At 73.3% G+C, this 26894-nt stretch carries 17 protein-coding genes; 11 read left to right on the top strand and 6 right to left on the bottom strand.

What is annotated here, in order from left to right:
- Positions 1-16 precede the first annotated feature (16 nt).
- Together ACZ56L_RS17570 and ACZ56L_RS17565 are read left to right on the top strand one after the other, a co-directional pair.
- Positions 17-331 (top strand): hypothetical protein, encoded by a 315-nt coding sequence (locus tag ACZ56L_RS17570; protein WP_471064865.1) that lies wholly within the window; start codon positions 17-19, stop codon positions 329-331.
- A 199-nt stretch (positions 332-530) separates the two neighbouring features.
- Positions 531-2390: a Xaa-Pro dipeptidyl-peptidase gene (locus tag ACZ56L_RS17565; protein WP_471064863.1), complete on the top strand. Its 1860-nt coding sequence runs from the start codon at positions 531-533 to the stop codon at positions 2388-2390.
- Here ACZ56L_RS17565 and ACZ56L_RS17560 read toward each other — a convergent pair.
- Together ACZ56L_RS17560 and ACZ56L_RS17555 are read right to left on the bottom strand one after the other, a co-directional pair.
- On the bottom strand, positions 2380-2853 hold the full coding sequence (locus ACZ56L_RS17560; RefSeq protein WP_345224028.1) for a PaaI family thioesterase: 474 nt from the start codon (positions 2851-2853) through the stop codon (positions 2380-2382). The two genes, ACZ56L_RS17565 and ACZ56L_RS17560, sit on opposite strands and share 11 nt — an antisense overlap.
- Positions 2854-2939: 86 nt before the next feature.
- On the bottom strand, positions 2940-5219 hold the full coding sequence (locus tag ACZ56L_RS17555; RefSeq protein WP_471064861.1) for an FdhF/YdeP family oxidoreductase: 2280 nt from the start codon (positions 5217-5219) through the stop codon (positions 2940-2942).
- A gap of 217 nt (positions 5220-5436) precedes the next feature.
- Here ACZ56L_RS17555 and polA point away from each other — a divergent pair, with 217 nt between their 5' ends.
- Positions 5437-8196 carry a DNA polymerase I gene (polA, locus tag ACZ56L_RS17550; protein WP_471064859.1) on the top strand — a complete coding sequence of 920 codons (2760 nt, stop codon included), beginning with the start codon at positions 5437-5439 and terminating at the stop codon, positions 8194-8196.
- Positions 8197-8232: 36 nt separating this feature from the next.
- Here polA and ACZ56L_RS17545 read toward each other — a convergent pair whose 3' ends face one another.
- The gene (locus tag ACZ56L_RS17545; protein WP_471064857.1) at positions 8233-9123 is read right to left on the bottom strand and encodes a DUF4184 family protein; all 891 of its coding nucleotides are present in this window, start codon (positions 9121-9123) and stop codon (positions 8233-8235) included.
- 239 nt (positions 9124-9362) lie between these two features.
- On the opposite strand from ACZ56L_RS17545, the gene ACZ56L_RS17540 reads away from it, so the two are divergent.
- The 3 genes from ACZ56L_RS17540 to pgfA all read left to right on the top strand — a co-directional run bounded on the left by ACZ56L_RS17540 (position 9363) and on the right by pgfA (position 12521).
- Positions 9363-11165 (top strand): lytic transglycosylase domain-containing protein, encoded by a 1803-nt coding sequence (locus tag ACZ56L_RS17540; RefSeq protein WP_471064855.1) that lies wholly within the window; start codon positions 9363-9365, stop codon positions 11163-11165.
- 212 nt (positions 11166-11377) lie between these two features.
- Complete coding sequence (locus tag ACZ56L_RS17535; RefSeq protein ID WP_345224037.1) at positions 11378-11515, top strand: SPW_0924 family protein; 138 nt, start codon at positions 11378-11380, stop codon at positions 11513-11515.
- A 16-nt stretch (positions 11516-11531) separates the two neighbouring features.
- On the top strand, positions 11532-12521 hold the full coding sequence (gene pgfA / locus ACZ56L_RS17530; protein WP_471064853.1) for a cell envelope lipid trafficking protein PgfA: 990 nt from the start codon (positions 11532-11534) through the stop codon (positions 12519-12521).
- Between the two features lie 83 nt (positions 12522-12604).
- Here the strand turns inward: pgfA and hrpB are convergent, their stop codons facing one another.
- Entirely contained in the window at positions 12605-15130 is a 2526-nt protein-coding gene (gene hrpB / locus ACZ56L_RS17525; RefSeq protein ID WP_471064851.1) for an ATP-dependent helicase HrpB, read from the bottom strand.
- A 49-nt stretch (positions 15131-15179) separates the two neighbouring features.
- Positions 15180-16043, bottom strand: coding sequence for a class I SAM-dependent methyltransferase (locus ACZ56L_RS17520; RefSeq protein ID WP_401757724.1), 864 nt, complete (start codon positions 16041-16043; stop codon positions 15180-15182).
- 394 nt (positions 16044-16437) lie between these two features.
- Between ACZ56L_RS17520 and rpsA the strand changes: the two genes are divergently transcribed.
- From rpsA to ACZ56L_RS17495, 5 genes are all read left to right on the top strand, one after another.
- Positions 16438-17949: a 30S ribosomal protein S1 gene (gene rpsA, locus ACZ56L_RS17515; RefSeq protein WP_345224045.1), complete on the top strand. Its 1512-nt coding sequence runs from the start codon at positions 16438-16440 to the stop codon at positions 17947-17949.
- A 273-nt stretch (positions 17950-18222) separates the two neighbouring features.
- Entirely contained in the window at positions 18223-19161 is a 939-nt protein-coding gene (locus tag ACZ56L_RS17510) for a PAC2 family protein (protein WP_345224047.1), read from the top strand.
- 31 nt (positions 19162-19192) lie between these two features.
- Positions 19193-19798 (top strand): dephospho-CoA kinase, encoded by a 606-nt coding sequence (gene coaE, locus ACZ56L_RS17505; protein ID WP_468684071.1) that lies wholly within the window; start codon positions 19193-19195, stop codon positions 19796-19798.
- Positions 19799-20232: 434 nt separating this feature from the next.
- Positions 20233-23181, top strand: a complete 2949-nt coding sequence (locus ACZ56L_RS17500; RefSeq protein WP_471064848.1) for a DEAD/DEAH box helicase — start codon at positions 20233-20235, stop codon at positions 23179-23181.
- A 668-nt stretch (positions 23182-23849) separates the two neighbouring features.
- On the top strand, positions 23850-25433 hold the full coding sequence (locus tag ACZ56L_RS17495; RefSeq protein WP_471064846.1) for an SWIM zinc finger family protein: 1584 nt from the start codon (positions 23850-23852) through the stop codon (positions 25431-25433).
- Between the two features lie 109 nt (positions 25434-25542).
- Here ACZ56L_RS17495 and ACZ56L_RS17490 read toward each other — a convergent pair whose 3' ends face one another.
- Positions 25543-26883: an MFS transporter gene (locus ACZ56L_RS17490; RefSeq protein ID WP_471064844.1), complete on the bottom strand. Its 1341-nt coding sequence runs from the start codon at positions 26881-26883 to the stop codon at positions 25543-25545.
- Positions 26884-26894: the final 11 nt, after the last annotated feature.

The following is a 26894-nucleotide window of genomic DNA, read 5'->3' as shown; positions in this document are numbered from 1 at the left end:
GAAGCCGTACACGCGCATGCGTGCCGCAGTGGTGGGCGTCGTGATGTCCGCCGCGGTCCTCGCCGGGGTGGGCGCCCCGGCCCTTGCGGCCGTGCCGCCGGCCGGCGCCCCCGGCGTCGAGGTGTCGCAGACCACGGGGGTGTGGTGGACGTACAAGGGCTACTGCTCCACCCGGTCGAAGTGCATCGACGCGGGTCAGGAGTTCGTGCGTGAGGGCTGCATCGACTACAGGTGCGAGAAGGCCGGCGCTTCGTGGTGGTGGCACGTTCGCCAGTCCGGGAGCCGCGCGCCGGGTGAAGGCGGCGGGGACAGTCGTACGCGGTCCCCGTGAACCGGGCACCGGTCAGCCCGGCACCGCCTGCCGGGGCGGTGCCGGCCGCGTCGCCGGTACCGCCCCCTGGTGCGAACGGGGCGGCAGGGGTGGAATGTGCGGTGCGCTTCACGTGTGACCCGCACATCCCGAACCCCCGGAGGCAGGCACGATGGCGAGACCGAATGCACCCCGTTCGAGAGCGGTACGGAAGGCGGGCATGGCGGCGCTCGCCGCGTCCCTCCTGGCGGCGCTGCCCACCCCGGCGGCCGCCGCGCCGGACCCCGCGTTGAAGATCGTGAACAACCGGACGCAGCCGGTGTTCTCCCGCGCCGACGCCGTTCACCAGCAGGTCGACGTCGAGACCGCGACCGACAGCGACCGCGACGGCAAGCGGGACACGATACGGATGCGGATTCTGCGGCCCAAGGAGACCGACGCCGGGCTGAAGGTCGCCACGATCATCGAGGCGAGCCCGTACTGGGGCGGCGGTCCCGACGTGCCGTTCCACGAGGTCGACCTGGACGGTGACGGGCTGCCGCTCGGCAAGCGGTCGGCGGAGTCCCGGCGGCCGTCCCTCGCGGCGGCGGGCCCGGTGACGTACGGCGGCTACTACGACAACTACTACCTGCCGCGCGGTTACGCGGTCGCCGAGGTCGACAACGTCGGCTCCGGAGGGGCCACCGGCTGTTCGACCTCCGGCGGACGCAACGAGACCCTCGGCGCGAAGGCCGCCGTGGACTGGCTGGCCGGGCGGGCCAAGGGCTGGGACCCGGAGGGGAAGCCGGTCGAGGCGACCTGGTCGACGGGCGATTCGGCGATGATGGGGATCTCGTACAACGGGACCCTGCCGACCGCCGTCGCCTCGACCGGGGTGAAGGGGCTCAAGGCGATCGTCCCGATCTCGGGCATCTCGTCCTGGTACGACTACTACCGGGCGAACGGCGGGGTCGTCGCGCCGGGCGGCTATCAGGGCGAGGACACCGACATCCTCGCCAAGGGCGTCAACAGCCGCAGCAATCCGGAGGTGTGCGCCCCGGTCCACGACGCGCTGACCGCCGAGCAGGACCGGGAGACGGGGGACTACGGCCCGTTCTGGAAGGAACGGGACTACCTGAAGGACGTCGGGAAGATCAGGGCCGGCGTCTTCGTCGTGCACGGCCTCAACGACTGGAACGTGAAGACCAAGAACTCCGTGCAGCTGTGGGACGCCCTGAAGAAGCACGGGGTGCCGCGCAAGATGTGGCTGCACCAGGCCGGGCACAGCAACCCGATGCCGCTCCGGATGGAGGAGTGGCTGCGGCAGACCCACCAGTGGTTCGACTACTGGCTGTACGGGCTGGAGAACGGCGCCCTGGACGAGCCGAAGGTGGACGTCGAGCAGGCCGACTTCACCTGGAAGCGGCAGTCGGAGTGGCCGGCCCGCGGCACCCGGGAGCAGACGCTGCGGCTGAACGCCGGCGGACGGCTGGGGACGTGGCCCGGATTCCCGGTCAAGGAGACGCTGACGGACGCGGGCCGCACGGTGAAGGCGGAGCAGCTGGTGGCCGCGCCGGACGCGCAGAACCCGAACCGGCTGGCGTACACGACGGACGTCCTGAAGAAGGACCTGCGGATCAACGGGGTGCCGAAGCTGTCGGTGGTGGCGTCGCTCAGGGGCACCTCGCCGTACGTGACGGCGCTGCTGGTGGACTACGGGAAGGACACCCGGGCGACGGCGGGCACGGCCGCGGACACCGCGCAGCCGCCGGTCTGCTACGGGCAGGGCGTTCCGGGCGACACGGGTTGCGCGTACCGCACCAGGCACCGCACGGAGAGCGCCGACTTCAAGATCGTTTCACGGGGCTGGCTGGACATCCGCAACCGGAACTCCCTCTCCCGCCAGGACGAGGTCGTGGAGGGCCGGGAGTACGCGCTGAAGTGGGGGATGGAGCCGCAGGAGTACGTCGTCAAGAAGGGGCACCGGCTGGGCGTGGTGCTCGTGTCGACGGACTTCGACCACACGCTGCGGTACCCGGCCGGGACCCGGATGTCGGTCCGGGCCGGGCTCAGCAGTGTGACGCTGCCGGTCAGCCCGTGACCGTGCTCGGGTCGGCGTCGCGGAGCATGCAGGTCAGGCGGGCCGAACAGACCCGCTTGCCCTGCTCGTCGGTGATGACGATCTCGTAGGTCGCGGTGGAGCGTCCGCGGTGGAGGGCCGTGGCCACACCGGTCACCAGTCCGCTGCGGGCGCCCCGGTGGTGGGTGCAGTTGAGGTCGACGCCGACGGCGATCTTCCTGCTGCCGCCGTGCAGCATCGCGCCGATGGAGCCGAGGGTCTCGGCGAGCACGGCGGAGGCGCCGCCGTGCAGCAGCCCGTACGGCTGGGTGTTGCCCTCGACGGGCATGGTGCCCACGACGCGGTCCGCGGAGGCCTCGACGATCTGCAGGCCCATGCGGGTGCCGAGGTGTCCGGCGGAGAACATCGAGACCAGGTCGACGCCGAGTGCCGCGTACTCGTCGACGACTTCCTGCGGGAACTTCGCGGTGGACTGCTCGCCCATGGGCCAGGCTCCGTTCGGGGTGCGTGGGTGTGCGTGACCGCGCGGCCCGGCGGGCGGGCCGTGCGGTCCGGTGACTGAGCGAACGCTCAGACGGCCGCTGATTGTTCCAGACGGATCACCACGGACTTGCTGGCGGGGGTGTTGCTGGTGTCCGCGGTGGCGTCCAGCGGCACCAGGACGTTCGTCTCGGGGTAGTAGGCGGCCGCGCAGCCGCGGGCGGTCGGGTAGTGCACGACGCGGAAACCGGGCGCGCGGCGCTCGACGCCGTCCTTCCACTCGCTGATCAGATCGGTGTACGAGCCGTCCGCGAGCCCGAGCGCGGCCGCGTCCTCGGGGTTGACCAGGACGACGCGGCGGCCGTCCTTGATGCCCCGGTAGCGGTCGTCGAGGCCGTAGATGGTGGTGTTGTACTGGTCGTGGGAGCGCAGGGTCTGCAACAGCAGCCGGCCCTCGGGGAGGTGGGGGTGCTCGACCGGGGCCGCGGTGAAGTTGGCCTTGCCGGTGGCCGTCGGGAAGCGGCGGTCGTCGCGGGGGCCGTGGGGGAGGGTGAAGCCGCCGGGCCGGGCGACGCGGGAGTTGAAGTCCTCGAAGCCGGGGACGACGCGGGAGATCCGGTCGCGGATCGTGGCGTAGTCCCGCTCGAACTCCTCCCAGGGCGTGGCGGACTCCTTGCCGAGGGTGGCGCGGGCCATGCGGGCGACGATGGCGGGCTCGGAGAGCAGGTGCCTGCTCGCGGGCGGCAGGTTGCCGCGGGAGGCGTGCACCATGCTCATGGAGTCCTCGACGGTGACGAACTGCTTGCCGCTCTTCTGCACGTCCTTGTCGGTGCGGCCCAGCGTCGGCAGGATCAGGGCGCGGGTGCCGGTGACGACGTGCGAGCGGTTGAGCTTGGTCGACACGTGCACGGTGAGCCGGGCGCGGCGCATGGCGGCCTCGGTGACGAGGGTGTCGGGGGTGGCGGCGACGAAGTTGCCGCCCATCGCGAAGAACACCTTGGCGTCGCCGTCGCGCAGCGCCTGGATGGCGCGCACCACGTCGTATCCGTGGTGCCGGGGCGAGGTGATGCCGAATTCCTCGTCGAGGGCGTCGAGGAAGGCGGCGGAGGGCCGTTCGAAGATGCCCATGGTGCGGTCGCCCTGGACGTTGGAGTGCCCGCGCACCGGGCAGACCCCGGCGCCGGTGCGGCCGATGTTGCCGCGCAGCAGCAGGAAGTTGACGACCTCGCGGATGGTGGGCACGGAGTGCTTGTGCTGGGTGAGGCCCATCGCCCAGCAGACGACGACGCTCTTCGCGGCGAGGACCATGCGCAGGGCGGCCTCGATGTCGGCGCGCTCCAGGCCGGTCGCGGCCAGCGTCTCTTCCCAGTCGGCGGCCCGCGCGGCGGCGGCGAACTCCTCGTAGCCGTGGGTGTGCTCGCGTACGAACAGCTCGTCGACCGCGCCCGGGGTCTCCAGGACGAGCTTGTTGAGGAGGCGGAAGAGGGCCTGGTCGCCGCCGAGGCGGATCTGGAGGAACAGGTCGGTGAGGGAGGTGCCCTTGAGCATGCCGTGGGGGGTCTGCGGGTTCTTGAAGCGCTCCAGGCCGGCCTCGGGCAGCGGGTTCACCGAGATGATCTGCGCGCCCGCGCGCTTGGCCTTCTCCAGGGCGGTCAGCATGCGCGGGTGGTTGGTGCCCGGGTTCTGCCCGGCGACGATGATCAGCTCGGCCCGGTGGAGGTCGTCGAGGGAGACGCTGCCCTTGCCGATGCCGATGGTCTCCGTGAGGGCGGAGCCGGAGGACTCGTGGCACATGTTGGAGCAGTCGGGCAGGTTGTTCGTACCGAATTCGCGGGCGAAGAGCTGGAGCAGGAACGCCGCCTCGTTGCTGGTGCGGCCCGAGGTGTAGAAGACGGCCTCGTCGGGGGAGGAGAGCGCCTTCAGCTCCGTGCCGATCAGGTCGAAGGCGCGTTCCCAGGTGACGGGCACGTACGTGTCCGAGCCCTCGTCGAGGAACATCGGCTCGGTGATGCGGCCCTGCTGCCCGAGCCAGTACCCGCTGCGCCCGGCGAGGTCGGAGACGGGGTGGGCGGCGAAGAAGGCGGGGGTGACCCGGCGGACGGTGGCCTCCTCGGCGACCGCCTTCGCGCCGTTCTCGCAGAACTCGGCCGTGTGCCGCTTGTCCTCCTCGGGCCAGGCGCAGCCGGGGCAGTCGAAACCGTCCTTCTGGTTGACCTTGAGGAGGGTGCGGGCGGTGCGGGCCGCGCCCATCTGCTGGTGGGCCATGGCGAGGGTGTGCGCGATGGCGGGCAGCCCGGCGGCGGCGTGCTGGGGGGCCGCGACCTGCGGCGCGTCCTGGACCGGGTCCCCTACGGGCGGCTTCGCTGCCATGGCGCTCCCCTTCGAGCGGTGGATCTGCGGCAATGGATCTTCGAGCGGTGGATCTTCGGGCGGTGGATCTTCGGGCGGTGGGACTGCGACGGCGGTTCTTCGCGTTCTCCGTGTACCTCTTCGATCCTGTCACGGACCACCGACAGCGCGACGTCAGGGGCGGGGCGTGACCGGCGGGCGGCCCGGATTGTCAGTGGCGCCGCCTAGGATCGGGGGCGTGGCGAAAACAGCAGCGAAGACCGCAGACAAGACCCCGTCCGCCCAGGGCGGCAAGGAGACCGGACCCGCCGGGGCGCGCCCCCGCCTGCTCCTCATGGACGGGCACTCCCTGGCCTACCGTGCGTTCTTCGCGCTGCCCGCGGAGAACTTCACGACCGCGTCCGGCCAGCCGACGAACGCCATCTACGGCTTCGCGTCGATGCTGGCGAACACCCTGCGCGACGAGGCGCCCACGCACCTCGCGGTGGCGTTCGACGTGTCCCGCAAGACCTGGCGCTCCACCGAGTTCCCGGAGTACAAGGCGAACCGCTCGAAGACCCCCGACGAGTTCAAGGGGCAGGTCGAGCTGATCGGCGAGCTCCTGGACGCGATGCACGTGGACCGTTTCGCGATCGACGGCTTCGAGGCCGACGACGTGATCGCCACCCTCGCCACCCGGGCGGAGGCGGCCGGGTTCGACGTTCTGATCGTCACGGGCGACCGCGACTCCTTCCAGCTGATCACCGAGCACGTCACCGTGCTGTACCCCACCAAAGGCGTCTCGGAGCTGACCCGGTTCACACCGGAGAAGGTGGCGGAGAAGTACGGGCTGACCCCGCAGCAGTACCCGGACTTCGCGGCGCTGCGCGGCGACCCGTCCGACAACCTCCCCGGCATCCCCGGCGTCGGCGAGAAGACCGCCGCGAAGTGGATCAACCAGTTCGGTTCGTTCGCGGAGCTGGTGGAGCGCGTCGAGGAGGTCAAGGGCAAGGCCGGGCAGAACCTCCGCGACCACCTGGACGCCGTGAAGCTCAACCGCAGGCTCACCGAGATGGTGCGCGACGTCGAGCTGCCCAAGGCCCCCGCCGACCTGGCGCGCGCCCCGTACGACCGGACCGCCGTCGCCGGCGTCCTGGACGTCCTGGAGATCCGCAACCCGTCGCTGCGCGAGCGCCTGTACGCGGTGGACCCGGGCGCCGCCGAGGAGGAGGCCGCCGCCCCGGCCGCCGGCCTGGAGCTCGACGGGTCGAAGCTGGGCACCGGCGAGGTCGCCCCGTGGCTGGACGCGCACGGCGCGCAGCCGCTCGGCGTCGCCACGGTCGACACCTGGGCGCTGGGCACGGGCAGTGTCACCGAGATCGCGCTCGCCGCCGCCGACGGGGCCGCCGCCTGGTTCGACCCGGCGCAGCTCGACGAGGCCGACGAGAAGGCCGTCGCCGCCTGGTTCGCCGACGCGAAGCGCCCGAAGGTCCTGCACAACGCCAAGGCCGCGCTGCGGGTGCTGCCGGAGCACGGCTGGTCGCTCGCCGGGGTCACCATGGACACCGCGCTCGCCGCGTACCTGGTCAAGCCGGGCCGCAGGTCTTTCGCGCTGGACGCGCTCTCCGTGGAGTACCTGGGCCGTGAGCTGGCCCCGGCCGCCGCCGCCGAGGGGCAGCTCGCGTTCGGCTCCGAGGAGGACGAGCGGGCCGAGGCGGACGCTCTGATGGGCCAGGCCCGCACGATCCTCGACCTGGGCGACGCCTTCACGGAGAAGCTGAAGGAGGTCGGCGCGGCCGAGCTGCTGCACGACGTGGAGCTGCCCACCTCGATCCTGCTCGCCCGTCTGGAGCGGCACGGCATCGCCGCCGACCGGGCGCACCTGACCGCCATGGAGCAGCAGTTCGCGGGCGCGGTCCAGCAGGCGGTGACGGAGGCGCACGAGGCGGCGGGCCGCGAGTTCAACCTCGGCTCGCCCAAGCAGCTCCAGGAGATCCTCTTCGGCGAGCTGGCGCTGCCCAAAACGAAGAAGACGAAGACCGGATACACCACGGACGCCGACGCCCTGGCCTGGCTGGCCACGCAGACCGAGCACGAGCTGCCGGTGATCATGCTGCGCCACCGCGAGCAGGCCAAGCTGCGCGTCACCGTCGAGGGCCTGATCAAGACGATCGCCGCCGACGGCCGCATCCACACCACGTTCAACCAGACGGTGGCCGCGACCGGACGCCTGTCCTCCACCGAGCCCAACCTGCAGAACATCCCGGTCCGCACCGACGAGGGCCGGGCGATCCGCCGCGGCTTCGTCGTCGGCGAGGGCTACGACTGCCTGATGACGGCCGACTACAGCCAGATCGAACTGCGCGTGATGGCCCACCTGTCGGAGGACGAGGGCCTCATCGAGGCGTTCAAGTCGGGCGAGGACCTGCACACCACGGTCGCCTCCCAGGTGTTCGGGGTGGAGCGCTCCGCGGTCGACCCCGAGATGCGCCGCAAGATCAAGGCCATGTCGTACGGCCTGGCCTACGGCCTGTCCGCGTTCGGCCTCTCGCAGCAGCTCAACATCGACGCGGGCGAGGCGCGCGGCCTGATGAACACCTTCTTCGAGCGGTTCGGCGGGGTGCAGGACTACCTCCAGCGCGCCGTCGAGGAGGCCAGGGCCACCGGGTACACGGAGACGATGCTCGGCCGCCGCCGCTACCTGCCCGACCTCAACAGCGACAACCGCCAGCGCCGCGAGATGGCCGAGCGGATGGCGCTCAACGCGCCCATCCAGGGCACCGCGGCCGACATCGTCAAGGTCGCCATGCTGAACGTCGACGCGGCGCTGCAGAAGGCCGGGTGCACCTCCCGGATGCTGCTCCAGGTGCACGACGAAATCGTGCTGGAGATCGCCAGGGGCGAGAAGGAGAAGGTCGAGGAGATCGTCCGCCGCGAGATGGCGGGCGCCGTCGAGCTGCGCGCCCCGCTGGACGTGTCGGTGGGCGTCGGCGAGAACTGGGAGTCCGCCGCCCACTGACGCCGTGCGCGGCCCGGGGCCCGGTCCCGTACGCGATCAGTGCGATCGGGTACGGGACCGGGCCCCGGCCGTCGGCGGCGCTCCGGCAGCGTCCGGCACTGTCTCCCGGTCCTCCCGGTCCTCGCGGTCCGGTGCGGCCGCCCGCCACCGGCCCGCCAGCGCGACGTACAGCACGAGCCCCACCAGCAGTCCCGCGCCCGCGCCGAAGCAGATGGTGGGGATGTAGTCGAACGGCCGCAGCGGCACGCTCTGGTGGGCCTGCCAGCGCAGGCACCGCAGCACTGCGGTGAGCACCGCGCACCCGCCCAACAGGGCCAGCGCGAGACCCCGTTGACGCCGCTCCAGCAGGGGCACGCCGTCAGGGGAGGCCCCCGCCTGCCGGCGCAGCGCCGTCACCAGGAACCAGCACAGGACGAGTGCCGCCAGCGCCGACGACCCGTACTGCGCGTAGGTGTAGAGCGGAAGGCCCGCGTAGGTGTGCCCGAGCACCGGGAACCACTCCGTGCCGAGCCTGCCGGGATGGGTGAAGAGGTCCCACACCACATGCGTCAGCGACCCGACCACCGCCGACAGCACGAACCGCAGCACCAGCGAAGGCGACACGGCGCTCCAGCGCGCCCCGCGCACGACGCCGTGCACCCGCCCCTGCCAGCGTCTGGGCAGCAGCGCCACCAGCGGTTCGCGCGAGCGCACCCACAACAGCACCAGCAGCGCCGTGCACAGCACGTCCGCCGTGACGACGCCGGGCGCCGAGTGCGTGAAGGCGCCGAAGGACATGCCGCCCGGCAGGACCGACGCCAGGAAGTACGTCAGGTCCGGGGCGAAGGAACCCGCCACGAGCGCCGACGGCAGGAAGGGGCCGCGTCCGGTGCCGTCGCGGCGGACTCCCGGCAGCACGGCGGCGGCATGGCTGAGTGTGAACGGCATGTGGGCTCCCCCTCCGACACGGCCCGAGTGAGGTCCCCCTCGGGCACGACGTGTTCACAGGTGATCAATGCCGCTCAGTATGCGGGACCGCGGGGACGCGGCTTTCTGCCGATACGAAAGTGTCGAAGAGGTGAAAACCGACCAGAAGCCTGTGTTCCGGCGCCAAGAGTTGTCGTAGTGTCACGTGGGTCGTCGCGCTGGGGAGCGCGTACCGCCGCCGATGGGGAGGGACCACTCGCATGGCTGCACAGTTCGGTCGTCGCTTGCGCAAGGGAGCGACCACGACGGCGGTGGCGGCGATAGCCGTGGCCGCCCTGTCCGCGTCACAGGCACCCGGGGCGGCCGGGACCACGTACGACGGGCAGACGGCCGGCGCGAAGCCGGGACCGGAGTCGGCGGCCACCGGCAACTCCCCGTACTACACCGACCTTCCGCCGCTCACCACCCCCGGAGCTCCGGACGCGAGCATCGGCATGCCGGGCACCGGCGACGGCGGCGGCACCGCCGTGGGCACCCCCGAGGCGGGGCTGCCCGCGACCGTCCTGGACGCGTACAAGAAGGCGCAGACGGCCGTCGAGGCCGCCGACCCGTCCTGCCGGCTGCCCTGGCAACTCCTGGCGGCCATAGGCAAGGTGGAGTCCGGCCAGGCGCGCGGCGGCCAGGTCGACGCCCAGGGCAACACCCTCACGCCGATCCTGGGCCCGGTCCTCAACGGCGTCGGCTTCGCCAACATCAAGGACACCGACAACGGCGCGTACGACGGCGACAGCACGTACGACCGCGCGGTCGGCCCGATGCAGTTCATCCCCTCCACCTGGGCCCGCAACGGCAAGGACGGCAACGGGGACGGCAAGAAGGACCCGAACAACATCTACGACGCGGCGCTCGCCGCCGGGCACTACCTGTGCGCGGGCTCCCGGGACATGACGAACCCGGACGACCGCGACAAGGCGATACTCAGCTACAACCGGTCGCGGGAGTACCTGCGGACGGTCCTGTCCTGGTACGACTTCTACAACCGCGGCACCCACTCCGTCCCCGACGGCACCGGCGTCCAGCCGCGCACGCCCACCCCCGACAGCCACACCAGGACGCCCAACGGCAACGGCGCCACCCCGCCCGTCGCGCCCACCCCGCCCGTCACGCCCACCCCGGGCACCACCAAGCCCGGCGCCGGCCAGACCACTCCGCCTACCGCGCCGGACAGCGCCGCCGCGCTCAAGGCCGTCGGTGCGACGAAGCTGACCGCGGTCGCGGGCGAGGACTTCGCCGACCGGCCCGGCGTGCAGGTGCTCACCAAGGCGGGCAGGCCCGTCGCGGGCGCGAAGGTCGAGTTCCTCGTCGTCGGCGCCACCGAGGCCCGCTTCCCCGGCAACGCGCTGCGGACCGCCGTCACCACCGACAAGAACGGCCTCGCGGCGGCGCCGGTGCTCGCCGCGGGCGACAGGGCGGGCGCTTTCGTCGTCCGCGCGTCGACGCCCGGTGCCCCGGCCGCCGAGTTCTGGGCGACGGTCACCGCCAAGCAGGCCCCCGCGCCGAAGGCCGATGCGCTGACCCGTACCTCCACCACCGCGCTCAAGGCCGAGGCGGGCGAAGCGTTCGCCGGAACCGTCGAGGTCAGGGCGACCGCCGACGGCAAGGCGCTCAAGGGCTCCAAGGTGTCCGCCGTCGTCGTCGGCGTCGGCCCGCACTTCCAGGCCGCCGACGGCACCGCGGTGCGCACCGTGGGCGGACTCGTCACCGGCGCGGACGGCACGGTGGCGCTGCCGAAGCTGTACGCGGGCCCCAAGGCCGGGACGTACGTGCTGCGCGTCGTCGCCGACGGGGTGGCGCTGAACGTCACGCTGACGGTCACGGCCGCCCCGACGACGCCGCCGACCACACCGCCCACCACGCCTCCGACGACCCCGCCCACGACGCCGCCGACCACGCCTCCGACGACTCCGCCCGCGCAGGAGCCGACGAAGGAGCCCACCAAGACGCCGACCAAGTCGCCGGGTGGGAGCGCGAGCCCGTCCGGCTCGGTTTCGCCGAAGCCGTAGTCGCAGCCGAAGCCGGCGCGGAAGCCGTAGCCGTAGCGGAAACCGCAGCCGTAGTGGAGCCCCGACAGGGGGGAGGGGCCGGGACGACCCGGTGCCTCCCCCCTGTTCGTTTTTCCGTGCCCGCTTCGGTGTTCCCCTCTCGCGGTGGCGTTGCTACGGTGCCCCCTCCCTGACGGGACGTCAGAAACAGTTCAGCGGGAGGAAGTCGGTACATGCGCGCCCTCATCGCCGCAGCCGTCGGGCTGGCCGCCGCGTTCGCCCTGGTCCTCACGATCACGGCGGTCGGCGCACCGGCCGGCGAGACCTCGCCGAAACCGCTGCTGACCACCGTCCCGGCACCGAAGAAGTGACGGGGGCGGACAGCGGATGCGACGCAAAGCCGGACTGGTCCTGCTCGCCCTCGCGGTGTTCTTCACCGCCCTCGCGCCACTGACCCGGTGGTACGCGTTCCCGCGGCTGGCCAAGATCCCGCCGGGCCAGTACCAGGACATGGTCCTGGAGGCGAAGCCCGCGACGCTCATCGACTACGGCACCATGCGGGCCCGACAGGTCGAGAAGCTGACCGTCGTGCAGACGCTCAAGGGCAACGTCGAGGAGTCGCAGCGGATCGAGCGGACCGCAGGGCGGGACGTGGTCGTCTGGGACGCCCTCTCCTACGTCGCGGGGCCCGACGGGAAGATGGTCTCCACCATCCCCGAGCGCTACATCTTCGACGCGCACACCCAGGACCCCGTGCACGCCACCGGGGAGATGGTCGACGGGGACCCGGTGCGGCGGCGCGGCATCGAGTTCAAGTGGCCCTTCCTGACGGAGAAGCGCGACTACGAGTACTACGACGCGCGCGCCCGGCTCACCGCCCCGATCCACTACCGGGGGACGCAGGAGTTCCGGGGGCTCGAGGTCTACTACTTCGAGCAGACCGTCCCGTGGACGAAGGTGCCGTACCCGAAGAGGATGCCGCTGCCCGGAATCGACTCCGGCACGCTGGAGAAGCAGACCGGAACGAGCATGTGGTACACGACGAAGCGGATGTTCTGGATCGACCCGGTGACGGGGGCGCCCGTGAACGGGGAGGAGATCCACACCGAGGAGATGCGGGGCGGGAGCCTGCTGCAGGGGCGGGAGAAGGTCACGGCGTTCTCCGGCCACGTGAAGATGCGGGCGGACTACGTCGACGCCACGCTGGCCCTCGTCAAGGCGAACCGGACCCCGGTCCTCCTGCTGACCTCCTACCTCCCCTGGGGCTTCCTCGTCCTCGGCCTCGCCCTGCTCGCCCTCGCCCTCTGGCTGGAGGCCCGCAGCCGCCGTCCGGCCCCGGCCCGGCCCCGGGCCCCGGTCCCGGCCGCTCTTTCCTGACCGCCGGGGGCCTCCTCCTCCCCGGCCCGCGGCCCCTCGCCCCTCGGGCAGCTTGCCTCTCCGCCCCCGGGCCGCCCGCTCCGTCAGCCGCCCGTCCCCTGCCGGGCCGCCCGCGCCTTCGTGTGCCGCGTGGCCGCCGCCGCCCCCGGGTCCTCCGGCCACGGATGCTTCGGATAGCGCCCCCGCAGCTCCGCCCGCACCCCCCGGTACCCCTCGCGCCAGAACGACGCCAGGTCCGCCGTCACCGCCACCGGCCGCCCCGCCGGCGACAGCAGGTGCACCAGCACCGGCACCCCCGGCGAGGACCCGGACGCCCCCACCCGCGGTGTCTGCGCCAGCCCGAACATCTCCTGGAGCTTCACCGCCAGCACCGGCTGCTCACCGGAGTAGTCCACCCGGATCCGCGACCCGCTCGGCACCTCGATCCGCTCCGGCGCCAGCGCGTCCAGCCGCGCCGCCTCCCCGCCCGCCCACGGCAGCAGCCGGCTCAGCGCCTGCCCGGCCTCGATCCGCCCCAGGTCCGCCCGCCGCCGCGCCCGCGACAACTCCGGCTCCAGCCACTGCCCGGCACACTCCACGAGCGCCGCGTCCGACACGTCCGGCCACGGCGCTCCCAGCTCCCGGTGCAGGAACGCCAGCCGCTCCCGCAGCCCCGCCGCGTCCCGCGTCCAGCGCAGCAGCCCGAGCCCCTCCTGCCGCAGCCCCTCCAGCAGCGCCCCGCGCACCTGCCCCCGGGGCACCTCGCGCAGCGGGCGCACGGCCAGCTCCACCGCGCCCAGCGCCTCCACCTGCCGGGCCACCACGTCCCCGCCCTCCCAGCGGACCTCCTCCCGCACCCCGTACAGGTGCTCCGCCGCCACCCGCGCGGTGTCCGCGTCGAGCACCGCCGCCAGCCGCACCCGCGCGGACGCCGCATGCGCCGGACGGTCCGCGACCGCCACCGCCAGCCACGGCGCACTGCGCAGCCGCGACCCCTCGCCCACCTCCGCGCCCGTCCCCGACGCCATCAGGAACGCCCCCGCGCCCCGCGCCCGCGCCACCCGCTCCGGGAACGCCAGCGCCGCCACCAGGCCCGCCGCCGCGTCGTCCGCGAGCGGGGCCCCCTCGCCCCGCACCCCCGACGCCAGCCGCCGGGTCTCCTGCTTCCAGCGCGCCCCGTACGCGTCGCCGCCGCGCCGGGCCGCCCGCCACGCCTCCGCCAGGTCGTCCCCGTACTCCCGGGGCGGCTCCTCGCTCAGCAGCGCCACCACCTCCGCCGCCCGCCGGGCGCCGATCTCCCGCGCGCCGTCCAGCAGCGCGCGCCCCAGCCGCGGATGCAGCCCGAGGCGGGAGAGCCGTACGCCCCGGTCGGTGGCCCGGCCCCGCGCGTCCACCGCGCCGATCGCCGTCAGGACCTCCCGCGCCGCCGCCATCGCACCGGCCGGCGGAGCGTCGAGGAGGGCGAGTCCGGCGGCCTCCGGGTCGCCCCAGCAGGCCGCCTGGAGGGCGAACGCGGCCAGGTCGGCCACCTTGATCTCCGGGTTCGGGAAGGCGGGCAGCCGCCCCTGCTCGGCCTCCTCCCAGCACCGGTACACCGTGCCCGGCGCCTCGCGCCCGGCCCGCCCCGCGCGTTGGCGTGCCGCCGCCCGGGACGCCCGTACGGTCGTCAGCGCGCTCAGCCCCCGCGCGTGGTCGGTACGGGGCTCACGCGCCAGCCCGCAGTCCACGACGACCCGCACCCCGGGCACGGTCAGGCTCGACTCCGCCACGGACGTCGCCAGGACCACCCGGCGGCCGGACGCGGAGCCCGCCAGCACGGCGTCCTGCACGGCGGCGGGCGCCCGCCCGTGCACCTGGAGCACCTCCGCCCCCACCCCGCTCAACTGCCCCGCCACCCGGGCGATCTCCCCCACCCCCGGCAGGAAGCACAGCACGTCGCCCTCGCGCTCGGCGAGCGCCCTGCGCACGACCGACGCCACGTGCGACAGCAGCACCGGATCCACTCGCATCCCGTGCGGCGGGCGCACCGGCCGCGCGGGCGGCGCCCACACCGTCTCGACGGGGTGCGAGACCCCCTGCGCCTCCACCACCGGCGCGTCCCCCAGCAGCCGTGACCAGCCCGCCGCGTCGGTCGTCGCGGAGGCCGCCACCAGCCGCAGCTCCGGGCGCAGGGCGGCACGTACGTCCAGCAGGAAGGCGGCGGCGGTGTCCGCGTCGAGGTGCCGCTCGTGGCACTCGTCCAGCACGACCACGTCGACGCCGGTCAACTCCTGGTCGCGCTGCAGCCGTTGCAGCAGCACGCCGGTGGTGACGACCTCCACGACGGTGTCCGGGGACACGGTGCGCTCGCCGCGCACGGTGACTCCGACGCGCTCGCCGACCCGCTCGCCCAGCAGCCACGCCATCCGGCGGGCCGCCGCCCGGGCGGCGATCCTGCGCGGCTCCGCGACCACCACCCTGCGCACCGGGCCGCCGCCCACCAGACCGGCCAGCACCAGCGGCACCAGCGTCGTCTTGCCGGTGCCGGGCGGCGCGCACAGCACCGCGGCCCCGTGCGCGTCGAGCGCCGCCACGAGAGCGGGCACCGCCGTGCGCACGGGCAACTGGTCGAGGGCTTCGCTACGGATCATCCCCACAGTGTCGTACGGGAGCGGGGCGGGCCCCCGTGCGCGCCCGGTGTCAGTCCCGCTCGCAGACGAAGATCGCCGTCCCCGGGATCAGATTCCCCCGCAGCGGGGACCAGCCGCCCCACTCCGAGCTGTTCCACGCGGGCCACTCCGGCTCCACGAGGTCCACCAGCCGGAAGCCGCCGGCGACCACGTCCCGGACGCGGTCCCCGAGCGTCCTGTGGTGCTCGACGTACACCGCCCGCCCCTGCTCGTCCTGCTCCACGTAGGGAGTGCGGTCGAAGTACGACGCGGAGACCGACAGCCCCTCGGGGCCCGGCTCGTCCGGGAACGCCCAGCGGATCGGGTGCGTCACCGAGAACACCCACCGCCCGCCCGGCCGCAGCACCCGGCGCACCTCGCGGAACACCTTCACCGGGTCCGCGACGAAGGGCACCGCCCCGTACGCCGAGCACGCCAGGTCGAAGGAGCCGTCCCGGAACGGCAGCACCCCGGCGTCGGCCTGCACCAGGCCCACCCCGTCCTCGCCGCCGCCGATCCGCAGCGCGTGCTGGAGCTGGCGGTGCGAGAGGTCCACGGCGACCGGGCGGGCGCCCTGCCGCACCAGCCAGCGCGAGCACTGCGCGGCGCCCGCGCCGATCTCCAGCACGTCGAGCCCCTTGAGGTCCTCCGGCGGGCCCAGCAGCTCCGCCTCCACCTCGTCGAGGCCCTCGGGGCCCCACACGAAGCGGTCGTCGCCCAGGAAGGTCCCATGGTCGAGCTGGTACTCGTCCGCGTTGCTGTCCCACCAGCCCCGGCTGGCCCGGCTGCTCTCCGCGTCGCCGGCGTCACGCCGGGTGGCCTCGGGCTCCGTGTCCTCCCCGGCCGCGAGGGCGTCGAGGGAAACCGCGTCGGAGGAGTCGTCTTCGTGGATCATTGCGCCCGTTCGAATAGTCTGAGTAGGCTCCGCCGGAACCCCTCCCGGGTACCTCCCCGAGGAGCGGCCGGGAAGGGGTCCGGGGGGAGCGGGAAGCCCATGGTGGCCTCGCCGGACCCGAGTTGTGCCGGGTATGGGGCGTTCCGCCCCGGGTGGGTGCCTTCGCGCATTGACCCTGCCCGGCGGCCCCCGTATGCTACAAGTTGCGCTGCGAGCCTGCGCGCCTCAGACCTAGCAGGCCGCGCTCGCATCTGTATGTATGTCTCCTCGGTTTTCGAGGTGCCCGCCGGTTCCGCCGGTTCGGTGCTTCTTCGGCTGTCCGGCTTCTGCAGAGCGACAGGCTCACGGCGTAGCAGTACCTACGATTTCTGTCCGTACCGGAGCCCTTTCCCACATGACGAGCAGCACCGAGACCACCTCTACCACCCCGCAGGTAGCGGTCAACGACATCGGTAACGAGGAAGCCTTCCTCGCCGCGATCGACGAGACGATCAAGTACTTCAACGACGGCGACATCGTCGACGGCGTCATCGTGAAGGTCGACCGGGACGAGGTCCTGCTCGACATCGGTTACAAGACCGAAGGCGTCATCCCGTCCCGCGAGCTTTCCATCAAGCACGACGTCGACCCCAACGAGGTCGTCGCCGTGGGCGATGAGATCGAGGCCCTGGTTCTCCAGAAGGAGGACAAGGAAGGCCGTCTCATCCTGTCCAAGAAGCGTGCGCAGTACGAGCGCGCCTGGGGCACGATCGAGAAGATCAAGGAAGAGGACGGGATCGTCACCGGCACCGTCATCGAGGTCGTCAAGGGTGGTCTCATCCTCGACATCGGCCTCCGTGGCTTCCTGCCGGCCTCCCTCGTCGAGATGCGCCGTGTCCGCGACCTCCAGCCCTACGTGGGCAAGGAGCTCGAGGCCAAGATCATCGAGCTGGACAAGAACCGCAACAACGTGGTCCTGTCCCGCCGTGCCTGGCTTGAGCAGACCCAGTCCGAGGTGCGCCAGACGTTCCTCACGACCCTCCAGAAGGGTCAGGTCCGCTCCGGCGTCGTGTCCTCGATCGTCAACTTCGGTGCCTTCGTGGACCTGGGTGGCGTCGACGGTCTCGTGCACGTCTCCGAGCTCTCCTGGAAGCACATCGACCACCCGTCCGAGGTTGTCGAGGTCGGCCAGGAAGTCACCGTCGAGGTCCTCGACGTCGACATGGACCGCGAGCGTGTCTCCCTGTCGCTGAAGGCGACGCAGGAAGACCCGTGGCAGCAGTTCGCCCGTACGCACCAGATCGGCCAGGTCGTCCCCGGCAAGGTCACGAAGCTGGTTCCGTTCGGTGCGTTCGTCCGCGTCGACGAGGGCATCGAGGGTCTGGTCCACATCTCCGAGCTGGCCGAGCGCCACGTGGAGATCCCGGAGCAGGTCGTCCAGGTCAACGACGAGATCTTCGTCAAGGTCATCGACATCGACCTCGAGCGTCGCCGGATCTCGCTGTCGCTGAAGCAGGCCAACGAGTCCTTCGGCGCCGACCCGGCCTCGGTGGAGTTCGACCCGACGCTGTACGGCATGGCTGCCTCGTACGACGACCAGGGCAACTACATCTACCCCGAGGGCTTCGACCCCGAGACGAACGACTGGCTCGAGGGCTTCGAGTCGCAGCGTGAGGCCTGGGAGGGTCAGTACGCCGAGGCGCAGCAGCGCTTCGAGCAGCACCAGGCCCAGGTCATCAAGTCCCGCGAGGCCGACGAGGCCGCCGCTGCCGAGGGCGCTGCCGCTCCGGCCGCGACCGGTGGCAACGCCGGTGCGGGCATCTCGGGCGGTTCCTACTCCTCGGAGTCGGACGACAACTCCGGCGCCCTGGCGTCGGACGAGGCCCTGGCCGCGCTCCGCGAGAAGCTGGCGGGCGGCCAGAGCTGAACGCTCTGACCCCCACCGGTCGCGTGGTTGCCTGACCGTCACCGTCTCCGGGTGACGGCCGGGAGCCGAACCGGCTGAACAGCGAGGCCCGTTCCCCTTCGGGGGAGCGGGCCTCGCCGTGCGTCCGGGCCTTGTCGCGTGCGCTCGGCGGAGTTCCCGTTCGTGGGCTCGTCCACTCGTATGAGGGAAGGCTGAGGGAAGGCGGCGTGGCGGGGAATGCCCGCGGCCCGCGGCACGTTCTTCCCTGTGAAACGCGAGGAGGTAGCGGGAATCGTGCTTGATCCGCAGGGTTTGTACGCATGGGAGCCGAAGGGGCTGGCCGTCGTCGACATGGCGCTGGCCCAGGAGTCGGCCGGACTTGTCATGCTCTACCACTTCGACGGTTATATCGACGCGGGGGAGACCGGCGACCAGATCGTCGAGAAGCTGCTGGACTCGCTGCCCCACCAGGTCGTCGCGCGCTTCGACCACGACCGGCTGGTCGACTACCGGGCCCGTCGCCCGCTGCTGACGTTCAAGCGCGACCAGTGGTCGGACTACGAGACCCCCTCCCTCGAAGTGCACTTGGTGCAGGACGCCACGGGCGCCCCGTTCCTGCTGCTCTCCGGCCCGGAGCCGGACGTGGAGTGGGAGCGGTTCTCGGCGGCGGTGCGTCAGATCGTGGAGCGCCTCGGGGTGCGGCTCGCGGTGAACTTCCACGGCATACCGATGGGCGTCCCGCACACCCGCCCGGTGGGCCTCACTCCGCACGGCAACCGCACCGACCTGGTGCCGGGCCACCGCAGCCCGTTCGACGAGGCGCAGGTGCCGGGTTCGGCGGAGTCGCTGATCGAGTACCGGCTGACGGAGGCGGGCCACGACGTCCTCGGCGTCGCCGCGCACGTGCCGCACTACGTGGCGCGCTCGGCCTACCCGGACTCGGCGCTGACCGTCCTGGAGGCGATCACCGCGGCGACCGGCCTGGTCCTGCCGTCGGTGGCGCACGCGCTGCGCACGGAGGCACGCCGCACCCAGGACGAGATCGACCGCCAGGTCGGCGAGGGCGACGAGGAACTGGTCGCGCTGGTCCAGGGCCTTGAGCACCAGTACGACGCGGTGGCGGGCGCCGAGACCCGCGGCAGCCTCGTCGCGGAGGCCAAGGACCTGCCGTCGGCGGACGAGATCGGACTGGAATTCGAGAAGTTCCTCGCCGAGCGGGAGGGCGACCTGTAGCCCCGCAGCGGTGCGCCTTAGGCTGCCGGTCATGCTGAGAGTGGGCCTGACCGGCGGTATCGGCGCCGGCAAGAGTGAAGTGTCGCGGCTGCTCGCGTCGTACGGCGCGGTCGTCGTGGACGCCGACCGCATCGCGCGTGAGGTCGTCGAGCCCGGGACTCCCGGGCTCGACGCCGTGGTGGCGGCGTTCGGCGAGGACATCCTCACGCCGGACGGCACGCTGGACCGGCCCGCGCTGGGCGCGATCGTCTTCGCCGACGCCGAGAAGCTGAAGACCCTCAACGCGATCGTGCACCCGCTGGTCGGGGCGCGCTCCGCCGAACTGCAGCGGGCCGCGCCGCCCGACGCCGTCGTCGTGCACGACGTACCGCTGCTGACGGAGAACGGACTGGCGGGGCTGTACGACCTGGTGGTCGTGGTGGACGCGTCGCCCGAGACCCAACTGGACCGGCTGGTACGGCTGCGCGGTACGTCCGAGGCCGATGCGCGCGGGCGGATGGCGGCGCAGGCCACCCGCGAGCAGCGGCTCGCCGTCGCCGATCTGGTGATCGACAACGACGGTCCGTTGGAGGCGCTGGAGCCCCAGGTGCGCGCGGTGTGGCAGGAGCTCAGGGAGCGGGCGGGGCAGCGGAGTTAGCGCTCGTCTCCACGTACGCGGACGGGTGCCGCCCCTCGGAGGGCGGCATTCCGCGTTTACACGTCGAGGACGGCCGCGGGGTGGGTTGACGGCCACGGTGCGGGACGGGCGACTGGGCGGCCCTGCTGCGGCTTCTGGTGCCGGGGCTCGTCGGAGCGGTCTCGTCGCTTGGTGCTGGGGCGTCCGTCGTCGGGGCAGCCTCGCCGCCTGGTGCCGGGGTGTTTGTCGTCAGGGCCGCTTCGCCGCCTGGTGCCGGGGTGTCGTCGGAGCGGCCTCATCGCCTGATGCCGGCGTGTCGTCGGAGCAGCCTCGCCGCCTGGTGTCGGGGTGTCGGCGGAGCCGTCACTGTCAGACCCGGCCCGTAGACTCGCAGGTCCACGCAGAAAGCCTGCGCCACCTGCGCAGACGCGACCGGGAGGGAGGTCGGGGACCGGATGGGCGACGTCACGAGAGCCACTGCACTGACCGCGGTGAGCCGCCTTCCCGGGCACGCTGCCGCCGTCTACCTCCCCGCCCCCCTGCCCCGTGACGCCCGCGTCGCCCTGTGGTCGCCGGACGGGCCCCCGCCGCCGGGCGCTGAGGACACGCTCACCGTCGTACGCCGTCAGGGCGCGGTCGCCCGCACCCGCACCGTCGCGGCCCGCCTCCTCCCGCTCGCCGACGCCCTGCCCCTGCTGGTCGCCGCCCGGCACGCCCCGGCCGCCCACCCCGCCGCCCGCTGCTGGGGCGCCGCCGCCCTGCACGCCCTGCACCTCGTCGCGCGCGGGCTGCTGCTGCCGGGGCTCACCCCCGGCGACGAGGACGCCTGGCGGGCCGGGCCGCCGGACGCCGCCGACATCGCCCAACTGCGCGCGATCGCCGCCGCGCTGCCCCCCGAGGGGTACGCCGTCCCGCTGCCCGACCGCAGTCCGCTTCAGGTACCGGACCCCGCCCACCTGGTGCGCTCCTTCGTCGACGCGGTCGCCGACGTCCTGCCCCGCACGCCTGCCGCCGCCCTCGCCTTCGGGGACCCGTACGCCGCCGCCGAGGCCCAGCGTCTGCCGCGCCTGCGCGAGTGGGCCGTCGAGGTGGCGGCCGGCGCGGACGCCGGAGTGCGGGTCTCGCTCCGCCTCGACCTCCCCGTGCACGGCCTCTTCGACCCGCGCGACGAGGACGCCGAGGGCGGTCGGCAGGACCGCTCGCGCCGCGCGGGCGCCGCCGTCGTCCAAGTGCACAGCCTCGCCGACCCCACCCACCTCGTGGACGCGGCCGACCTCTGGTCGGGCGAGGGCGGCGAGTCCTTCGGCCCTCGCGCCCGCGTCGACACCGTCCTCGCGCTGCGCCGCGCGGGTCGCGTCTGGCCGCCGCTCACGCGCCTCCTGGAGCAGCCCGTCCCCGACGTACTGGCGCTCTCCGACGAGGAGTTGTACGACCTGCTGGGCGCGGCGGCGCACCGGCTGGAGGCCGCGGGGGTCACCGTCCACTGGCCCCGGGACCTGGCCCGTACGCTGACCGCCACCGCGGTGGTGCGCCCCGCGCCCGGCTCGGCCACCGACGGGACCCCCTTCTTCGACTCCGAACACCTCTTCGCGTTCAGCTGGCAACTGGCGCTGGGCGGCGAAGACCTCACCGACGCCGAGATGGACGCCCTCGTCGAGGAGCACCGGCCGGTGGTGCGGCTGCGCGACCAGTGGGTGGTGGTCGACCCCGCGCTCGTACGCAAGGCACGCAAGCGGCAGTTGGGGCTGCTGGACCCGGCCGACGCCCTGGAGGTCGCCCTCACCGGCATGGCGGAGGTCGACGGCGAACGGGTCGACGCGGTGCCCGTGGGGGCGCTCGCCACCCTCCGCGACCGGCTCGCGCGCGGCGGCGCGGACGCGGTCCCGCAGCCGCCCGCGCTGAACGCCACCCTGCGCGACTACCAACTCCGCGGGCTGGCCTGGCTCGACCTCATGACCTCCCTCGGCCTCGGCGGCTGTCTCGCCGACGACATGGGCCTGGGCAAGACGATCACCGTGATCGCCCTCCACCTGCACCGGGCGGACGCCGCCCGCCCGGCCTCCGGCACCCGCACCGCCCCCACCCTGGTGGTCTGCCCCGCCTCCCTCCTCGGCAACTGGCAGCGCGAGATCGAACGCTTCGCGCCCGGCGTCCCGGTCCGCCGCTTCCACGGCACGGCCCGCACCCTCGACGAGGCCGCCGCAGAAGGGCTGTTCACGGCGGACGACGCCCACGGTTCCGGCGTCCCGGAGACCCCGCCCGGCTCCCGCCCGTACGACGGCGGCTTCGTCCTCACCACCTACGGCACCATGCGCACCAGCGCGGCCCGACTGGCCGCCCACACCTGGAACATGATCGTCGCCGACGAGGCCCAGCACCTGAAGAACGCCCGCTCCTCCACCGCCAGGGCCCTGCGCACGATCCCCGCCCCGGCCCGCATCGCGCTCACCGGCACGCCCGTCGAGAACAACCTCTCCGAGCTGTGGGCCCTCCTGGACTGGACGACCCCGGGTCTCCTCGGCCCCCTCACCACCTTCCGCGCCCGGCACGCCCGCGCCGTCGAGGGCGGCGAGGACCCGGGGGCGGTGGAGCGCCTCTCGCGCCTGGTGCGGCCCTTCCTCCTGCGCCGCAAGAAGTCCGATCCCGGCATCGCCCCCGAACTGCCGCCCAAGACCGAGACCGACCACCCCATTTCCCTCACCCGCGAACAGGTCGCCCTCTACCAGGCGGCCGTGCACGAGACGATGGCCGCCATCGAGGCCTCCGAGGGCATCGCCCGCCGCGGCCTGATCATGAAGCTGCTGACCTCGCTGAAGCAGATCTGCAACCACCCCGCGCAGTACCTCAAGGAGGAGCCGGCCCGTCTCACCGGCACCCGTTCCGGCAAGCTCGCCCTCCTCGACGAACTCCTCGACACGATCCTCGCCGAGGAGGACTCCGTCCTGATCTTCACCCAGTACGTCACCATGGCCCGGCTGCTCTCCCAGCACCTGGCCGCCCGCGCGATCCCCGCCCAACTCCTGCACGGTGGCACCCCGGTGGCGCAGCGGGAGGAGATGGTCGACCGCTTCCAGTCCGGCGAGGTCCCCGTCTTCCTGCTCTCCCTCAAGGCGGCCGGCACCGGCCTCAACCTCACCCGCGCCGCTCATGTGGTGCACTTCGACCGCTGGTGGAACCCGGCGGTCGAGGAGCAGGCCACCGACCGCGCCTACCGCATCGGCCAGACCCAGCCCGTCCAGGTGCACCGCCTGATCGCCGAGGGCACGGTCGAGGACCGCATCGCCGAACTCCTCGCCTCCAAGCGGTCGTTGGCGGACGCCGTCCTCGGTTCGGGCGAGGCCGCCCTGACCGAACTCACCGACCGCGAACTGGCCGACCTCGTCTCCCTGCGCAGGCCGTCATGACCCCACGCCGCTCCCATCCCGAACTCAACGGCATCGGCCACGAGCAGGTTGCCACGCCGGATGGCCCACGGGCCGAGTCCGGGGACGGCCTGGGGCCCGAGTCCGGGGATGGCCTGCGAGCCGAACCGCGGGATTCGTCCCGCAACGATCTGCGGGACGAATCCCGGGATGAGGCCCGGCCCGAGCCCCGGGATGAGGCCCGGCCCGAGCCCCGGGACGAGACCCCGCCCGAGCCCTGGGACGAGACTCGGCCCGCGAGCTCCGACGCGGAGCCCCCGCCTCCGGCCCCGGCCCCGCCGTCACCACCCCGCAGCGCCGCCGCCGAGGCCGCACGGCAGGCGCTGCGCGCTTCGCGGGCCGCCGCGGACGAAGCCCGACGCACCGCGCGCTCGGCGGCGGCCGAGCCCTCGCCTGTCCGTGCCGACGGCTCCCGATCGCCTGCCCGTGCCGACGACTCAGGTTCGTCCGCCGGTGCCGACGGCACCCATCCGTCCGCGGCGCAGGTCGCACGGCGCGGCATCCGACGCGCGAAGCCCGGTCGCGCCCGTGCCGCTGCCGATGTGCACCCTGCGCGTGCCAACGCCGAAGTGAGCCGCGCCTCTGCCAATGCCGAGGTCTACTCTGCCCGTGCCGACGCCGAGGTCCACCCGGGTCCTGCCATTACCGACGTGCACCCTGCCGACGCCGACGCCAACACCGACACTGACGCCCACCCCGCCGACGCCCACCCCAGCCGCAGCGACGCCGAAGCCGGCCCCGCCCCCGCCCTTGTCGGCCCCGCCTCCACCAACCCGGTCGAACCCCACCCCGCCCCCGTCGCCCCGGCCGACGTCCGCTCCCTCTTCCGTGGCTCGGACGACGCACGCCCCGTACGCACCGCCCCCAGCGACATCCGCCCCGAACTCGGTGCCGCGGACGACTGGCACACCGCGTCACGTGACTTCCAGCCCGTCCTGCCCGCTCCCGACGGCCCCCGCCCCGCGCGGCGCGACCCCCGGCAGACTGCGCAGGCCGGGGCCGCCACCGGCGATCGGCGGCGTACCTTCCCGCCCGACCCGGCGGCCGCCGGGCCCGCCGTCACCTGGTGGGGCAAGGCGTGGGTGGCCGCCCTGGAGGACCTCTCCCTCGACCTCGCCCGCCTCGCCCGCGGCCGGGCCTACGCCGACGCGGGCCATGTCGACACCATCACGGTCACCCCGGGCCGGGTCGTGGCGTACGTGCGCGGCAGCCGCGCCCGCCCCTACCGCGCCGAGCTCCGCCTGCGCACCCTCGCCCCGGAGGACTGGGACACGTTCCTGGACGCGGCCGCCACCGACCCCGCCCACCTGGAGTCCCTCCTCGCCAAGACGATCCCGCAGGCCCTCCTGGACCCGGCGTCCCCGCTCGCGGCGGTCCCCCTCCTGCCCGCCACGGCCGGCGACCTCCTGCCCTCCTGCACCTGCCCGGACGCCGGCCGTCCCTGCAAACACGCGGCGGCGCTCTGCTACCAAGTGGCCCGCATCGTCGACGAGGACCCCTTCGTCGTGTTCCTGCTCCGCGGCCGCGACGAACGCGAGATCCTCGACGCCCTCGGCCACCGCAACGCCGCCCGTGCCGCCACCGAATCCCGCACGCCGCCAGCCGTCCCCGCGCTCGCCGCCCGGGAGGCCCTCAGCCGCCCCCTCGGCGCACTGCCCCCGGCGTTCCCCCCGCCCACGCACCCGGGCACGCCCCCCTCCTACCCGGCCCCGTACGTCTCCGGCGCCCCCGACCCGCTCACCCTGGACCACCTCGCCACCGACGCCGCCCAGCGGGCCCACGCCCTGCTCACCACGGGCGCGGACCCGTTCGCGCACCTCACGCCCTGGCAGGACGCGGTCCGCATCGCCGCCGCCCAGCCCGGCTCCGGGCTGACCGCGTCGACGCGCTCCCTCTACACCTCCCTCACCCGGGCCCTCGGCCGCACCCCCACCGACCTGGCCAAGGCGGTCGCCGCCTGGCGCCAGGGGGGCACGGAAGCCCTGACGGTCCTCGACACCCCGTGGGACCCTCCCGCAGGCCCCTTCGACCGGGCCCGCTCCACCCTGCTCGTCCTCGGCCTGAACTTCCGCCCCGCCCACAACCGCCTGACCGCGGGCCGCTTCCAACTCCGCTACGGCCAGGACGCCCTCTGGTACGGCTACGCGTCCGAGCAGGGCGCCGACGACTGGTGGCCCGAGGGCCCGCCCGGCCCGGACCCCGTCGACGTACTGAACCGCCTGCGCGGCACCTGACCCGCTTCCCACCGCGAGCGGCGGAAACGTTCCGTGCCGCGGGGCACGCCACCCATCCGGCGCGACGCCCGGCGCCTACCGAGGATCAGCAAGCGCCGGCGGCACGGCCTCAGCCCCCCGACGTCGTCACCTCGCCCTTCGTCTCCGGGGCCCACGCCACCGACGCCGCCGTGCCCAGCAGCAGGACTCCGGCCAGCCAGTACATCGACCAGTTCAGGCCGAGCGACTCCAGGCTCACCGGCAGGACGAACGTGCCCACCGCCGAGGCGATGCGGCTGGTGCCGTTCAGGAAGCCGACGCCCGTGGCGCGCAGGTGGGTGGGGTAGAGCTCGGCGGGATAGACCTGGGTGAGGTTGGAGGCGCCCGCCATCACGAAGGTGTAGACGAGGAACGGGATCATCAGGGCCGTCGTGGAGGCGTGCGTGAGGGCGCCCACCAGGGCCAGCGACACCGTCATGATCGCGAACGTGGCGATGACCAGCGGGCGGCGGCCCGTGCGTTGCAGGAACCACAGGCCGCACACGCCGCCCGCCAGGAGGAAGAGGTTGAGGAGCAGGTTCTGCAGGTCCGCGTCCGCCACGTCCAGGGCCAGCAGGATCGTCGGCATGAAGGTGTAGATGGCGAAGTACGGGAGGACCTGGGCGCTGTAGAAGACCAGCCCGAACCAGGTCCGCCGGGACTGCCCCGGGGCGAAGAGCTCCCGGTACGCGGAGACGGAGGTGGCGGGCGGAGCGGGGACCCTGACCTCGCCCAGTTCGCACTTCAGGTAGCGGGCCGCGATCTCGCGTGCCTCCCGCGTCCGGCCCTGGCTGACCAGCCAGCTCGGGGACTCCGGGGTGCCGATGCGCAGCAGGAGGACCAGGGCCGCGGGAAGCGCACCGGTCGCGAGCAGCACGTACGCCGCGTGCTCCGTGCCGCCGAGCCAGGTGCCGAGGATGCCCGCGAGAACGTAACCGACCGTCCACAGCACGGTGAGCGAACCCAGGAGGAGGCCGCGCAGCCGCCGGGGGGCGAATTCGGACAGCATCGTCGGGCCGACCGCGTAGTCCGCCCCGAGGCCGAAGCCGATCAGCACGCGCAGGGCGAAGAGGACCGCCGGGTCGTGGGCCCAGAACTGGAGGGCGGAGGCCACGGTGATGAGGACGAAGTTGTAGATGTACAGCTTCTGGCGCCCGATGATGTCGCCGACCCGGCCCAGCACGATGCTGCCGAAGAACAGGCCGATCAGGGCCGACGCGCCCAGCAGGCCCTGCCAGACGCCGGAGAGGTGGCGGGCGTCGGTCAGCGTGGTCAGGACCGCGCCGATCATGCCCAGCGCGTACCCGTCGGAGAAGTTCGCGCCGAAGGTCGTGGCGGTGATGCGCAGGTGGAACGGGCGCAGCGGGGCGGCGTCGAGGGAGGGAGCCAGGCCCGACCCCTCGCGGGGCCGCGGGGCGGCGGGGGTGGGCATCGGCTGGTACC

Source organism: Streptomyces sp. NPDC039736 (assembly GCF_055596485.1).
The sequence above is the reverse complement of the archived record's forward strand: the minus strand, read 5'-3'. Positions and strand labels throughout refer to the sequence as shown.

Excerpts from the sequence above, each read along its gene's own strand:
- ACZ56L_RS17570 (WP_471064865.1), top strand. The coding sequence starts at position 17 with ATGCGTGCCGCAGTGGTGGGCGTCGTGATGTCCGCCGCGGTCCTCGCC.
- ACZ56L_RS17565 (WP_471064863.1), top strand. The coding sequence starts at position 531 with ATGGCGGCGCTCGCCGCGTCCCTCCTGGCGGCGCTGCCCACCCCGGCG.
- ACZ56L_RS17560 (WP_345224028.1), bottom strand. The coding sequence starts at position 2,853 with ATGGGCGAGCAGTCCACCGCGAAGTTCCCGCAGGAAGTCGTCGACGAG.
- ACZ56L_RS17555 (WP_471064861.1), bottom strand. The coding sequence starts at position 5,219 with ATGGCAGCGAAGCCGCCCGTAGGGGACCCGGTCCAGGACGCGCCGCAG.
- ACZ56L_RS17545 (WP_471064857.1), bottom strand. The coding sequence starts at position 9,123 with ATGCCGTTCACACTCAGCCATGCCGCCGCCGTGCTGCCGGGAGTCCGC.
- ACZ56L_RS17540 (WP_471064855.1), top strand. The coding sequence starts at position 9,363 with ATGGCTGCACAGTTCGGTCGTCGCTTGCGCAAGGGAGCGACCACGACG.
- ACZ56L_RS17535 (WP_345224037.1), top strand. The coding sequence starts at position 11,378 with ATGCGCGCCCTCATCGCCGCAGCCGTCGGGCTGGCCGCCGCGTTCGCC.
- pgfA (WP_471064853.1), top strand. The coding sequence starts at position 11,532 with ATGCGACGCAAAGCCGGACTGGTCCTGCTCGCCCTCGCGGTGTTCTTC.
- hrpB (WP_471064851.1), bottom strand. The coding sequence starts at position 15,130 with ATGATCCGTAGCGAAGCCCTCGACCAGTTGCCCGTGCGCACGGCGGTG.
- ACZ56L_RS17520 (WP_401757724.1), bottom strand. The coding sequence starts at position 16,043 with ATGATCCACGAAGACGACTCCTCCGACGCGGTTTCCCTCGACGCCCTC.
- rpsA (WP_345224045.1), top strand. The coding sequence starts at position 16,438 with ATGACGAGCAGCACCGAGACCACCTCTACCACCCCGCAGGTAGCGGTC.
- coaE (WP_468684071.1), top strand. The coding sequence starts at position 19,193 with ATGCTGAGAGTGGGCCTGACCGGCGGTATCGGCGCCGGCAAGAGTGAA.
- ACZ56L_RS17500 (WP_471064848.1), top strand. The coding sequence starts at position 20,233 with ATGGGCGACGTCACGAGAGCCACTGCACTGACCGCGGTGAGCCGCCTT.
- ACZ56L_RS17490 (WP_471064844.1), bottom strand. The coding sequence starts at position 26,883 with ATGCCCACCCCCGCCGCCCCGCGGCCCCGCGAGGGGTCGGGCCTGGCT.